14 protein-coding genes are annotated in these 13,470 nt (G+C 32.5%); 12 read left to right on the forward strand and 2 right to left on the reverse strand.

What is annotated here, in order from left to right:
* The first annotated feature begins 72 nt into the window (after positions 1-72).
* The 7 genes from AC3WVA_RS17890 to AC3WVA_RS17920 all read left to right on the forward strand — a co-directional run bounded on the left by AC3WVA_RS17890 (position 73) and on the right by AC3WVA_RS17920 (position 7,048).
* On the forward strand, positions 73-1,656 hold the full coding sequence (locus tag AC3WVA_RS17890; RefSeq protein WP_098881141.1) for a M3 family metallopeptidase: 1,584 nt from the start codon (positions 73-75) through the stop codon (positions 1,654-1,656).
* Positions 1,657-1,668: 12 nt separating this feature from the next.
* Positions 1,669-2,421, forward strand: a complete 753-nt coding sequence (locus AC3WVA_RS17895) for a WecB/TagA/CpsF family glycosyltransferase (protein ID WP_098520476.1) — start codon at positions 1,669-1,671, stop codon at positions 2,419-2,421.
* A 15-nt stretch (positions 2,422-2,436) separates the two neighbouring features.
* The gene (locus AC3WVA_RS17900; protein ID WP_098881140.1) at positions 2,437-3,435 is read left to right on the forward strand and encodes a phosphotransferase; all 999 of its coding nucleotides are present in this window, start codon (positions 2,437-2,439) and stop codon (positions 3,433-3,435) included.
* A gap of 20 nt (positions 3,436-3,455) precedes the next feature.
* Positions 3,456-4,832 (forward strand): 5'-methylthioadenosine/adenosylhomocysteine nucleosidase, encoded by a 1,377-nt coding sequence (locus AC3WVA_RS17905; RefSeq protein WP_098520474.1) that lies wholly within the window; start codon positions 3,456-3,458, stop codon positions 4,830-4,832.
* A 170-nt stretch (positions 4,833-5,002) separates the two neighbouring features.
* Entirely contained in the window at positions 5,003-5,707 is a 705-nt protein-coding gene (locus AC3WVA_RS17910) for an alpha/beta hydrolase (RefSeq protein ID WP_098881139.1), read from the forward strand.
* A 283-nt stretch (positions 5,708-5,990) separates the two neighbouring features.
* The gene (locus AC3WVA_RS17915) at positions 5,991-6,449 is read left to right on the forward strand and encodes a GNAT family N-acetyltransferase (RefSeq protein ID WP_098881138.1); all 459 of its coding nucleotides are present in this window, start codon (positions 5,991-5,993) and stop codon (positions 6,447-6,449) included.
* Between the two features lie 101 nt (positions 6,450-6,550).
* On the forward strand, positions 6,551-7,048 hold the full coding sequence (locus AC3WVA_RS17920; RefSeq protein WP_098881145.1) for a DinB family protein: 498 nt from the start codon (positions 6,551-6,553) through the stop codon (positions 7,046-7,048).
* A gap of 68 nt (positions 7,049-7,116) precedes the next feature.
* Here AC3WVA_RS17920 and AC3WVA_RS17925 read toward each other — a convergent pair whose 3' ends face one another.
* On the reverse strand, positions 7,117-7,530 hold the full coding sequence (locus tag AC3WVA_RS17925; RefSeq protein ID WP_098346933.1) for a hypothetical protein: 414 nt from the start codon (positions 7,528-7,530) through the stop codon (positions 7,117-7,119).
* Positions 7,531-7,651: 121 nt separating this feature from the next.
* Between AC3WVA_RS17925 and AC3WVA_RS17930 the strand changes: the two genes are divergently transcribed.
* From AC3WVA_RS17930 to AC3WVA_RS17940, 3 genes are all read left to right on the forward strand, one after another.
* Positions 7,652-8,299, forward strand: a complete 648-nt coding sequence (locus tag AC3WVA_RS17930; RefSeq protein ID WP_098346934.1) for a response regulator transcription factor — start codon at positions 7,652-7,654, stop codon at positions 8,297-8,299.
* Complete coding sequence (locus AC3WVA_RS17935; RefSeq protein ID WP_098881137.1) at positions 8,292-9,668, forward strand: sensor histidine kinase; 1,377 nt, start codon at positions 8,292-8,294, stop codon at positions 9,666-9,668. The genes AC3WVA_RS17930 and AC3WVA_RS17935 overlap by 8 nt, the downstream gene beginning before the upstream one ends.
* A 201-nt stretch (positions 9,669-9,869) precedes the next feature.
* Positions 9,870-11,666, forward strand: a complete 1,797-nt coding sequence (locus AC3WVA_RS17940) for a Xaa-Pro dipeptidyl-peptidase (protein WP_098346936.1) — start codon at positions 9,870-9,872, stop codon at positions 11,664-11,666.
* 60 nt (positions 11,667-11,726) lie between these two features.
* Here AC3WVA_RS17940 and AC3WVA_RS17945 read toward each other — a convergent pair whose 3' ends face one another.
* On the reverse strand, positions 11,727-12,008 hold the full coding sequence (locus AC3WVA_RS17945; RefSeq protein ID WP_098346937.1) for a hypothetical protein: 282 nt from the start codon (positions 12,006-12,008) through the stop codon (positions 11,727-11,729).
* A gap of 197 nt (positions 12,009-12,205) precedes the next feature.
* On the opposite strand from AC3WVA_RS17945, the gene AC3WVA_RS17950 reads away from it, so the two are divergent.
* Positions 12,206-12,970 (forward strand): class I SAM-dependent methyltransferase, encoded by a 765-nt coding sequence (locus tag AC3WVA_RS17950; RefSeq protein WP_098520473.1) that lies wholly within the window; start codon positions 12,206-12,208, stop codon positions 12,968-12,970.
* Positions 12,971-13,171: 201 nt separating this feature from the next.
* Entirely contained in the window at positions 13,172-13,435 is a 264-nt protein-coding gene (locus tag AC3WVA_RS17955) for a hypothetical protein (RefSeq protein WP_048525946.1), read from the forward strand.
* Positions 13,436-13,470: the final 35 nt, after the last annotated feature.

A 13,470-nucleotide genomic window follows, 5' to 3' on the forward strand; every position in this document is an offset into this window, starting at 1 on the left:
TCTCGTTTCATATATAATTGTGTAGGGAGAAATATCTGTAACTATTTGTAAAAATAGGAGGCGGCTATAAAAATGCATGAAATTACTAGGTGGGATTTAGATCGATTGTATCCGGTTGAGGAAATTCTAACTCCAATAGTGGAACTGAAAGAACAATATTATGAGACAAAAGATGTAGGTGTCCTTTCAAAACTTATACAAGCTATTGAAAAAGCAGAATACTATTTGTATTGCCGATCGGCTGAAGAAAGTGTTTCATCTGACAATACTATATTGACTGTGAAGGTAAAGGAACTAAAAAGCGAAGTACAGCAGGTAATAACACAAAGTGAAGTGGAAATTACCGATAATACTAGGTTAATAAAAGATGAATTAAGTGCAGGGGAAAATATGTACATACAATTAAGAAATAAGATAGAAATAGAGCACGATAATAAGCAATTATCATTTGGCCAAGCAAATAATATTGCAATGCATAGTAATAATAAAAAGGAAAGAGTAGAAGTATTCGAGTTATTAAGAAATGCCTTACATAAGGAAAAAGAAATCTTTGCTACCGTATTGAATCAAATAGGGAGATTACGTAATACAAAGAGTAATGAATTAGAAGACATAGATATTTTAACTCAATCTTTACATGCGAATGGCATTTCTGAAAATGTATTATTACAAATGTGGAATGTGGCAGAAGAGAACCTTGATAAATTAGCGAGTATTGTAAACGTCTATAAGAAGGAAGAAGCTTCGATTACATGGCATGAACTTATGACTGTAAAGGAAAATAATGAGGTTCATATCTCTTTTTCAGTAGCAGTTCAAAACATATACGATGCGTTTGAAAATATAGATAAAGAATTAGCAGAATTTGCACGGAATGCAATAGAGAATGAATGGGTAGATGCGGAGCCGAGAGACAATAAAGCACCAGGAGGGTTTTGCGCTCCTTTCTTCAGTGAGAAAGAATCGCGAATTTCAATGCGTTATGATGGAAGTATTGATAGTGTAAGAGTACTTGCACATGAACTAGGACATGCTTGGCATTTTTATAGTATGAGCTTTGAACAATCTACTTCTTTTTTAGATGATTATTTGCCAATGAGTACGGCTGAATCAGCGTCTATTTTCTTTGAAACGGTACTCTTAAACTATCTAATTCAAATAACAGATTGTATAGATATGAAAAAGTCATTGCTTAGTTGGAAAATAAGAAACTGTTTTAATTATGTAATGGCAATACGATCATCGTTTGAATTTGAGAAGAACTTTTATGAAAAATGTAAAGAAGGTTCTTTAAGTGCTGATGAAATCGAGAAATTATCTATAGCATCGCAAGAACAAGCATACGGGAATGCATTATCAGAATATCAGCCATTTGTTTGGATGAAATATGTTCAGTTTTATATAGCAGATGTTCCTTTCTATAATTATCCATACACATTTGGATATTTAGCTAGTTTTAGTTTATTAGAAATAGCTCAAGAAAGTAAAAGTATTTTTCATTCGAAATATAAAGAGTTTTTAAGAGAAACAGGAAAAGCTCCAGTGGAAGAGCTTATGAAAAAACATTTTGAAATAGATATAACAAGCTATGCATTTTGGGATAAAGCTTTTAGACAAATTTCTAAAGATATTGATGAATATTTGAGGCTTATGTAAGGAGAGAGTATAGTGAATCACCAACTTATAAAGGGAATCCCTTTTTCAACTTTAGAATATGAAAAAGCTATATGTTTATTAAAAGGTTGGCTACATGAACAACAAGAGAAACCAAGGTTTGTAGTAACTGCAAATCCTGAAATTGTTATGTCTGCAAAGGAAAGCACGGCTAAATCAAAACAGTTTAAAAAGATGTTACTTTCTGCAGATTTAATAACAGCGGATGGGATTGGTGTCATAATAGGCTCGAAAATATTAAAAGGAACTTTGAAAGAACGTGTTACTGGGGCAGATATTACTCATGAGTTAATAAAGTATTGTAATGACAATGAATATCGTGTCTTTCTTTTTGGAGCTGCGCCAGAAAGTAATAAAAAGGCAATAAAAAAATTAAATGAGCAGTTCCCAGGAGCACAGTTTAAAGGACAACATGGTTTTATAAATGGTGAAGAAATAGAAGAAGTAAAAATAAAAATTAAGCAATTTAAGCCGCACTTACTACTAGTAGGACTAGGTTCACCAAAACAAGAAGAATTCATCTATGAAAACATGCAAACATTAAACGTTCCGCTATCTATTGGTATCGGAGGCATGATTGATATAATATCTGGTACTGTAAAAAGAGCACCCAAAATTATGAGGGATACTGGAACTGAATGGCTGTATAGGTTACTTTCACAGCCGAAACGGTTAAAGAGACAACTTGTACTTCCTAAATTTTTAATTTCAGTTATGGTAGAGAGGATGAAAGGAACACCAAGTTAAGAAAGGATAAACAAGATGATAGAGCCGTTATCTAATGAAAAAGCTAAAAAAATTTTTCAAGAGCTGAAAGTAGAGTGTGAGTCTTTATTTAAGTTTAAAATTCGAAATGCAATACCTATTCATCGTGGTTGGCTAAATTTAAAGTGGAAACTCGAAACGGATGCAGGATCTTTTGTATTAAAGCAATATAATAAAGAACGATACAAAATGTATAACCCGGAACTTTTAATACAAGCGTTACATCAACAACAAAGACTACATAATAATGGTGTAAGTTGTCCAAGGCTTTTAACTTATAAAAATAATATAATGCATATATCAAAAAATAATGAAAGATTTATAGTTTTAGAACATAAAGAAGGTAATTTAATCTCACCTGGAAAAGTGAATGAAAAGGAAATCTACTCTCTTGGTAAGACAATAGGTCAAATGCATAATTTGTTAAATGATGGCTCTTTAATAGAAGGAGAAAAAACTAAATTTGTTCCACCAACTAAAGAGGAAAGGTTGAAACATTGGGAAGATAAAAGAAAAGATGCAGAACAGTTAGGAAAAGAACATATTCTCTCCCATATAAAATTACAGCAAGAAGCAACACAATTAGTAAAAATAGATCAATTTTATAGTAGTAAAAAAGGATGGGTGCACCGTGATCTATGGGTAGATAATTTCTTATTCCATAACGATGAAGTCTCAGCAATTCTAGATTTTGATCGTATGGATTATGATTATATAGAGTTAGACATTGGGCGTGCGGTTATATCTTGTGCCTTACATGATGGAGTATTAAATAAGAGTCTTGTTGCATCATTTTTAGCGGGATACCGTAATAAATTAGACTTTCCAGTAGGGAGTATTGTTCGGGCAATTCAAATGCTTTGGTATATGGAGAGTACATGGTGGATTCATGCCAATATGGATCAGCATAGTGTACCACCTTCACGTTTTGCGGATGAAATGAATTGGATAGCTGAAAATTATAGTGCATTACATAATATATTGGCAGACTTATAAGAAAAAAGGAGACAACATCCATGAACAGAATCGGCATTATCGGAGCAATGCAAATTGAAATAGACTTACTTTTAGAAAAACTAGCTATACAAGAGGAACAGACGATTGCGGGAATGCCATTTTACGTTGGAGAATTTATGGGAACAGAAGTAATTATTACACGTTCTGGTGTAGGGAAAGTAAATGCAGCCGCATGTACGCAAACATTAATTCATAAATTTGATGTAGATGCTATCATCAATACGGGTGTTGCTGGAGGGTTACACCGAGATGTAAAAGTTGGTGATATCATTATTTCAACGAATGTTACCCATCATGATGTAAGTAAAACACAAATGAAAAACTTATTCCCGTTCCAAGAAGAATTTGTCGCAAGTAAGGAATTAGTTGAGTTAGCACGTACAGCATGCAACAGTAGTGATTTACACATGGAGGTTCATGAAGGAAGAATTGTAAGTGGTGAATGTTTTGTTGAAGATTCAAAATTAAAAGCGAAATTAATAGACGAATATGCACCGCATTGTACAGAGATGGAAGGTGCAGCAATAGGACATGTTGCTTACATAAATGACGTACCATTTCTCGTTATAAGATGTATTTCTGATAGTGCAGACGATGAAGCTCAAACTTCATATGATGACTTCGCGAAAACTGCCGCAAATTATTGTTCAGAAATTATCGTTGAGATGCTGAAAAATATACTGAGTAAAACATATAGAGCAAAAGGAGAAAGTGACATGTTACAAGCATTAATTTTTGATATGGACGGAACGTTATTTCAAACTGATAAAATTTTAGAATTATCGTTAGACGATACATTTGACCACTTAAGATCACTACAATTATGGGATACAGTAACACCTATTGATAAATACCGTGAAATTATGGGTGTACCTTTACCGAAAGTTTGGGAAGCTTTATTACCGGATCATTCTCTTGAAATAAGAGAACAAACGGATGCATATTTTTTAGAAAGACTAATTGAAAACATTAAGAGTGGAAAAGGTGCTTTATACCCAAACGTAAAAGAAATTTTTACATATATAAAAGAAAATAATTGTTCAATTTATATTGCTAGTAATGGTTTAATTGAATATTTACGAGCAATTGTATCTTATTATGATTTAGATCAATGGATTACTGAAACATTTAGTATTGAACAAATAAACTCACTTAATAAAAGCGACTTAGTAAAAAGTATTTTGAACAAATACGATATAAAAGAAGCGGCAGTAGTTGGCGACCGTTTATCTGATATAAATGCAGCTAAAGATAATGGCTTGATTGCGATTGGATGTAATTTTGATTTTGCACAAGAAGATGAGCTTGCTCAGGCGGATATAGTAATAGATGATTTATTGGAGTTGAAGGGGATGTTGCCTATTGTGCAGAAATAATAAGTTATTTTAAAAAATTATATAATTGTATAAAAAAACTTCTTTCACTAACGGAGTAGAATTCATTTGTGATAGATCAGTAATAGTTTGATTTGTTTTAAAACTGAGTAGAGGATTATAAAGTGTGCAGTTTTGCCAATTCCTATATGTCTTATTCCACGGAGTAAAATATGCTTAAAGATAATTTTAAAATTAGTAATATTCCTACGGTTTTATGGGGAGATAAGAGCGAAAAAATTTTTATTGCAGTACATGGAAATATGTCAAATAAGGAAGATGCAGTTATTCAAATATTAGCTGAAGAAGCTAATCAAAAAGGCTATCAAGTATTAAGCTTTGATTTACCTGAGCATGGAGAAAGAACAAATGATAATACACCTTGCAAAGTACAGGTTTGTGTTAGTGAATTATCTATAATTATGAATTACGCAAAAGAACATTGGAAAGAAGTAAGCTTGTTTTCATGTAGTATCGGAGCTTATTTTAGCCTTTTAGCCTATCAAAATGATGCGATAGAAAAGGCATTATTTTTATCACCAGTAGTTAATATGGAACAAATTATCGAAAATATGATGAAATGGTTTAATGTATCACCAGAACTTTTGCAAAAAGAAATGACTATAGAGACACCGATTGGTCAAAAGTTATATTGGGATTATTTATGTTATGTAAAAGAACATCCTATTAATACATGGGATACGGATACATATATTATGTACGGGGCCAAGGATGAACTGTGCGAATTTGAAACTATTAACGATTTTAGAAAAAAACATCGTTGTGAATTAGAAATCATGGAGACGGGTGAACATTATTTTCATACTGCAGAACAGTTAAAGATATTTGAACAGTGGTTAAACAAACATATCAATTAACAAATTATAATTTATCTTGAGTCTGCTAGAGAAGGATGGCGAATATATAAACTAATACAATATTTGAGAGATATTATAAATGTATTTACTTAAATGGCTTTATTCATGATTTTTGAGTACTAATAGCTTTAAATGTATAGAAATTAGATAATTATATTATCGATTTACATCTGGGGTGAAGAGTAGCCATTCTACGAATTGAATAAAGTAACAATCATAAAAATGCTCAGAATAGATAATTCTAGAGCATTTTTACGTATTTTTATATTAAGGGGGAATTTACTTGAAAGATATACATATTCAACAAATTGAAGATTTAATCAAATACGAGCACGATTATCTTGTTCAAGAAAGTAGAGAAGAAGGATTTAATTTCCTAGTAAAACTAATAAGTGATTATGAAAATAAAATAAACACATTTAATAAAACTGGTGAATGTTTATATGGTATTTTTCAAGGGGAAAAGTTAATTGGAATAGGAGGGCTAAATGAGGATCCGTATACAGAAAATTATAAGATTGGTAGGGTGAGGAGATTTTATATTGCAAAAGAATATCGAAGGAAAGAATTAGGGCGTTTATTGTTAGGGAGAATTTTAAGCGATGCGAAAACACATTTTAATATTGTGGTTTTACATACAGAGACAGAACAGGGTGACAAATTTTATACTTCGAGTGGATTTGTGAAAGGGATAAAATTTGTAGGAGCGAGCCATTATTTGAACTTATATAAAAGGACGTAGTGAATTATTATTTATCCACCTAAGACAGGACGTTTGTTCTATCCTAGGTGGATTGATGGTATAATTTATTTGAATCTATTATGAGAATGGGGAATTGGATTATGGGAGAAAATAAAATTATTAAGGATTTCAATGAATATTCAATTTGGATAGATACATTGAAAGGTATGAAAGAAGAATTATGGGTGGCTCCAATATCAGAGGGGAAATGGACTATTAGCGAGATCATATCACATATTATGAACTGGGACGACTATCTTTTACGTGATACATTATCATCAGTGAGAGGTGGACAGGGAATGGAGTTTCCTGATTTTGATACATATAATAAACTAGCATCTAATTATGCTAAATCAGGTATATCTAAGATGAAACTTCTTGAAGAAGCAAAAGCTAAAAGAGAGTTACTTGTAAAAGAACTTAGATCACTGCCTGATGAAAATCTCAAGAAACCTTTAACTGCCAACGGAGTATCACATTGTCCTCATACTGGAACGCCGTATTCTCTTATATATATTATTAAAGAATTTGTAGATCATGATAACCATCATAAAAGACAGGTTATTCATTTTTTAAATGAAAATGCAGTTGCTAACTGATAAAGAAAGATCCCGCAAATGATATTTGTGGGATCTTTCTTACATTATTATTATTATTATTATTATTATTATTTAACTTTCATTTCTTTCAATAATCCCTTCGGATCACCTTTCACATAATAAAAGTGCGGGTTATTTTCATCATCGTAAAGCATAATATAAGGCTTTTGATTAAGCGGGAGAAGAATAAGTACTTCATCAATTGTTGTATGTAACCATTGATTTGTAATAGAAACTGGTTTAGATAAAGGGATTTTTATCATGTGACCATCTTTTGGAACGACGTTTAAGTTTTTGAACGGGCCAGTAATGGATTTAGCGTATTGAATAGCTTCTTTTTGAATAACTGGATCTAAAGATTGCTTTTGAACGACCATTTCTTTTTGACAATCAAATACTTCAATTTGTTGATTACTATTTGCGAACACATTTGTCGATAATAAAAAACAAATTAGAGTAATGACCCCGATTTTTTTCAGCATAGTACAACACCTCGTCTTTACTATACCCTTAAAAGGTTCAAATATTTTTCTGTTACATTGATGTAACAAAGAAGTTGTATAATACAATTGGTTTTTGTTTAAAAGTAATGGAGGATTATGTATGAGAGTATTAATCGCAGATGATGAACAAGATATGTTAAGGATTTTAAAGGCTTATTTTGAGAAAGAAGGCTTCGAAGTTTTATTAGCGAAAGATGGAGAGGAAGCACTTCAAATATTTTATGAAGAGAAAATTGATTTAGCTATTTTAGATTGGATGATGCCAAAACATAGTGGTATTACTGTTTGTCAGGAAATAAAAAAGAACTCAAGCGTTAAAGTATTAATGCTTACGGCGAAAAGTGAGAGCGAAGATGAATTAGCAGCGCTTCAAAGCGGGGCAGATGAATACGTAAAAAAACCATTTCATCCAGGCGTATTAATAACTAGAGCGAAAAAGCTAATACAGCATGATGATGTCATTCAAGTTCAAGATTTGAAAATAGATTTCGCTAAAAATAAAGTTTATAAAAATGACAAAGAGTTAGATATTACAAAAACAGAGCTAGAATTAATAAAGTGTTTTTTAAATCATAAAGGCATAATTTTAACTCGTAAAAAATTGTTAGATATCGTATGGGGATTTGATTATTTTGGTGAAGAGAGAACTGTTGATACACATGTAAGAAGATTACGTAAAAAAGTTGGAGAAAATATTATAAAAACGCACCGCGGGCTAGGATATAGTTTGGAGGAACAGAGTGAATAAACTTGGAAAAAAGCTATTTTTCAGCATTTCCTTAACTGTTATTCTTATTTTTACGATATCTTTATTATTAATTAACTATCTTTTACCGAAATATAATATTTACAAGACGCGAGAAAGCTTAGAAGGCATAACAGCACAAATACAGTCCATACCGAGCAAACAATTGGATGAATCAATTACCAGCATTGAAAATGAGGGGAATGTTACGATTGCGTATACATCAATAAAAGACTCAGAAGATCATATAAATGATGAGTTACGTATGCAACTTACAAGGAAAAGAGTTGCCCTTAATAAACTTTGGATTACAAAAGAAGAAATAATGAAAGTAAAGAACGTCGGACAATCGAATAAAATATATGATCAAGAGAAGATGAAATCTAGCTTTTTTGTGAAATACATTGCGAAAGACGATAAGTTGATTTTGGTAGGGGTTTCGATTGCACATTCTAACGAAGTAATAAAAACGTTAAATTCATTTTATTTGTACATGTTAGGCATTACGATTTTTCTCATTATCGTACTTGTATGGATACTTTCAACAACAATCACCAAACCATTAAAAGAATTAAGTGAAGTGGCAGAAGATATTTCAAATTTGAAATTTGAACGAGCAAAAGTGAAAACAAATGATGAAATCGGAGACTTAGCTACTAGTATTAATATCATGAGTGACAAACTACATGAGGCACATGAAGATTTAACAGATCGAAATGAACATTTAAAACGATTTATGGGTGATGTGACACATGAATTAAAAACGCCAATCGCATTAGTGAAAGCATATTCTATGGGAATAAAAGATGGCTTAGATGATGGTACATACATAGATACTATTATTAAACAAACTGATCTCATTTCGAACTTAATTGAAGAGTTATTACGATTTTCTAAACTAGAGAGAGATGTTTTGCAAAAGGAACAATTTCCTATCATATCACTAGTCCAAAGTATATTAGATAAGCATAAGATTGAACTGGAATCGAAAGAAATTGATTTGCATGTGAACTATAATGCTGGCGATGCAATTATTTATGCAGATATAAATAAAATGAGAATGGTGTTTCAAAATTTAATTTCAAATGCGATAAAATATACAGCAAATCAACATATAAAAATTACTTTAGAAGAACGAAATGAAAGTGTATATTTTCAAATTCAAAATGGTATGAATGCGGAACAGATGAAAGATATCGATAAAATTTGGGAACCTTTTTACGTCCTAGAATCTTCTCGTAGTAAAGACCATTCCGGTACAGGACTAGGTTTAGCGATCGTGAAAAGTATTTTAGAAAGTCATGGTTTTGGCTATGGAGTTTCTACTATAGAGGGAGAGATACGGTTTTATATAAATATGAAGAAAGAGTAATCCAATACTATTAGAAGCATCGTCTATTATTAGGCGATGTTTTTTATTAATTATATGAGAGTGGTAAATCAGGATATATAATCTTGAAAGCTCGTTGGAAGAGTGTTCTACAAATTTCTCAAGTTTTTGTATAAAATATAAACTGAATTTTCAGTAATTTTATTGTATAGTAAAAGGAGAAATATGTGGGGAGGAAAGAGTATGGGGAAAAAGAAAATAGCAATTACATTATCAACAATCTTATCTTTATCAGTTACATCGGGAGTTTCTAGTATGACTGCGTATGCAGACAATAAAGAAACAAATTACATAAAAGAGAATGATGTGAAGTTAAATGGGAAAGTTTCTGAAGGGTTACAATCCAATACGAAGATCGAATTAGAAAACGGGATGACAAAACCGATTTACTCGCTTGATGAAGCAATCATTGAAAATCTATTTGTAGAGACGGAAGTTGATAGTGATCGAGATGGTAAAAAAGACAGAGTGTCAGTAAAAGTTATGCGGCCCAAAACAGACCCTAATGTGAAAGTGCCCGTTATATATGAAATGAGCCCATATCGAGCAGGTTTAAAAGATGTTCCTGTATATAATGTAGATGAAGAATTGTATGCGTATGAAGGCAAACCGTATGGAGCTGTTAATCTTGGTTCATACGGAAATTATTATGTACCAAGAGGCTATGCAGTTATTTTAGGTGAAAGTATTGGAACTGGAAAATCAGATGGGTGCCCGACTACTGGAGATGAACAAGAAATACTAGGAACGAAATCTGTCATTGATTGGGTGAACGGACGTGCGAAAGCATATACAGAAAATGGTGAGGAAGTTAAGGCTGATTGGTCTACAGGAAATGTAGGTATGACAGGGGTTTCTTATAATGGTACGTTACCGAATGCAGTTGCGACGATTGGTGTTGAAGGATTAAAAACAATTATTCCAATCGCGGCGATTAGTAGTTGGTATGATTATTATCGTGCAAATGGTGCAGTCATTGCACCAGGTGGATACCAAGGGGAAGATACAGATAATATGGCAGAAGCAGTATTAACAAGAGAAAATCCTGAAGTTTGCGGACAAGTAATAAAAGAGTTAACAGTAGGACAGGACCGGAAAACTGGTAATTATAATGATTTTTGGGATAAACGTAATTATGTAAAAGATGCTAAAAACGTTAAAGCAAGCGTATTTGTTGTTCATGGTTTAAATGATTGGAATGTTAAGACGAAGCAGTTCGCGCAATGGTGGGATGCACTTGGAGAAAATAATGTTCCTCGTAAAATGTGGTTACACCAAGGTGGACATGGTGGGACATCAACGAATGACTGGCAAAGAACACAAAATAAATGGCTCGATTATTGGTTGTATGGCATTGAAAATGGAATTATGAATGAACCAATGGTAGATGTACAACGTGAAAATAAAACTTGGGAAAAATTAAAAAACTGGCCGGATACATCAGCGGTGCCGTCCAAAGTTCGTATGTATTTAAGTAACAAAGCAGTTAATTTGCCATTAAGTATGGGCTCTGCAAATAAAGTTTTCTCATTCGTAGATGATGCAAAAATGAAATCAAATCAATTAATAGCAAATCCAGAACTCGAAGTAGCTAATCGGTTAGTGTATACAATGCCTGTACTGCAAAAAGATACACGTATAAGCGGTACACCAAAGATTTCAATTACAGGAAATATTGATCGATCTGTATCAAATTTAACTGCTTTACTTGTTGATTACGGAGGAACGAAGCCGGAAATCGTAACGAGAGGCTGGATGGATCCACAAAACTTAAAGAGTATAGAAAATTCAACAGCGATTCAACCAGGTAAAGATTATACATTTACATGGGACATGCAGCCAGATGATTATATATTTAAAGCGGGGCATCAAATTGGGGTCGTTTTAATTGCTAGTGATTATGATTATACAATTAGGCCGAAAGCGGGCACGAAGCTTACAGTAAAAGTAAGTGAAGTGACATTGCCAATTGTGAAATAAATAGTTATGGATAAAGAGCTTACTGCCTAGTAAGCTCTTTACATTTTGAAAAGGGGGAGTTTAATGTGAATGTTTATTGGTAGATACAAAAAAGCTTACAATAAATAAAAAAATTGCATTTATGATCAATAGGCCACTAAAGGTAAGGCCAGCAAAACCTCCAGCGAATCCATCCCCTACTTTTTCACCAATAACGTGCAAAGCGGCGAAGAAAACAATTGGGGAAGAAAGGATGAAAAGTCCACTGGCTATTTTCCATATTTGTTCATACTTCTTTGCTATTAAGAAAATGAGTATATTAAAAGATATAAGAAGAAAAATAAATCCAATTAATGAATTCATCACATCCTCCTTTCGGAAAAAGTCTGAATTTCCATATGTTAATTTTTAATAGAATATTATACAATACAATTATATTTTATGGGAAGCGAGTGATATATTATGACAGTCAGCTCTTTCGAATTTTTATTAAAAATAAAGGTACAGGAAGATTAGTTGAATGAAAATCTTCCGTACGTAAAAAACGGAGGAGAAAATAAATGTTTAGTTTTTATAGTACACTTTGCACGGAACTTTATGATTACACAAAGCCTGTCGGTTATTCTTTAAATGGTGATATTGAGTATTACGAAGAACGTTTAAAAAATTGTAGGGGAAGAATTCTCGAAGCAGCGGTAGGATCAGGGCGTGTTATTATCCCACTTCTAGAGGCTGGATTTAAAGTAGATGGAATTGACTATTCACCTAAAATGCTAGAATCGTGCCGTGTACGATGTAAAGAGAGAGGTTTACATCCTAATTTATATGAAGGAAGCTTACAACAATTTTCACTGCCACATAAATACGAAGCAATTATCATTCCTACTGGATCTTTTTGTTTAATTGAGAATCGTACGGATTCGATAAACGCATTGAAATGTTTTTATGAACATCTTAATCCAGGCGGGCGATTAATCGTAGATATTATGCTTCCGCATGACTGGAAGACTGGGGAAATTCATACATCGACTTTTTCTTTGCCGAGCGGAGAAGGAATTACATTAGAAAATAAATCAATTGAAATAGATTGGCTGAACCAAGTTACTCTATCATATTTAAAATATGAAAAATGGAGTAAAGGACAGTTAGTACAAACAGAACTACAACGCTTTGCGGTGCGCTGGTATGGAATAGAAGAGTTTAAACTTCTGTTAGAAAGTATAGGTTTCTCTAACATTACTTGCTCTGCTGACTATGTTTATGAAAAAGAACCGTCAAATGCAAATCAAATGTTTACTTTTGAAGCTGTGCGAAACGAAAAATAAAGAATTATGGATGAAACAAGGCAGTCGATATAATATCGGCTGCCTTGTTTCAATTGTATATCATTTACATGGTATTACGTTCCAGTTGTCCAAGCATCCTTCTACTAACTACATATATTACTTATATTAAAGAGAGTTACTATTTTAAATAGAACCGTTATTTTTGTAAATGATATTTTGGAGAAGTAGGGGGGATAAATTTTGGAAAACGAAGCACAAGATAGAGTTGAAAATCAAGTGTATTCCAATCGTGTATTAAGATCAGAATTTGATGCAAATTGGGAAACATGTATATCAAAAAGTGGCTATGTAATTTATGTAGCAACAAGTAACAATGCTGAAGTAATAGTACTTCTTGCAGATGGTTCAAGTAAATTATTAATTTTTGAAAAAGGCGGTAAAGTAGTAGTAGGCGGTGGTGGAACAAGTCATTACAGTAAGCCGCATATTGCAAGAAATATTTAAGGTGTTAATTGAGAAGAAACCTATAAGTAACATAG

This window comes from Bacillus sp. EB106-04-02-XG92 (assembly GCF_058791995.1).

Coding starts and splice junctions, on each gene's coding strand:
- AC3WVA_RS17890 (WP_098881141.1), top strand. CDS start 73: ATGCATGAAATTACTAGGTGGGATTTAGATCGATTGTATCCGGTTGAG.
- AC3WVA_RS17900 (WP_098881140.1), top strand. CDS start 2,437: ATGATAGAGCCGTTATCTAATGAAAAAGCTAAAAAAATTTTTCAAGAG.
- AC3WVA_RS17905 (WP_098520474.1), top strand. CDS start 3,456: ATGAACAGAATCGGCATTATCGGAGCAATGCAAATTGAAATAGACTTA.
- AC3WVA_RS17910 (WP_098881139.1), top strand. CDS start 5,003: ATGCTTAAAGATAATTTTAAAATTAGTAATATTCCTACGGTTTTATGG.
- AC3WVA_RS17920 (WP_098881145.1), top strand. CDS start 6,551: ATGGGAGAAAATAAAATTATTAAGGATTTCAATGAATATTCAATTTGG.
- AC3WVA_RS17925 (WP_098346933.1), bottom strand. CDS start 7,530: ATGCTGAAAAAAATCGGGGTCATTACTCTAATTTGTTTTTTATTATCG.
- AC3WVA_RS17930 (WP_098346934.1), top strand. CDS start 7,652: ATGAGAGTATTAATCGCAGATGATGAACAAGATATGTTAAGGATTTTA.
- AC3WVA_RS17940 (WP_098346936.1), top strand. CDS start 9,870: ATGGGGAAAAAGAAAATAGCAATTACATTATCAACAATCTTATCTTTA.
- AC3WVA_RS17945 (WP_098346937.1), bottom strand. CDS start 12,008: ATGAATTCATTAATTGGATTTATTTTTCTTCTTATATCTTTTAATATA.
- AC3WVA_RS17950 (WP_098520473.1), top strand. CDS start 12,206: ATGTTTAGTTTTTATAGTACACTTTGCACGGAACTTTATGATTACACA.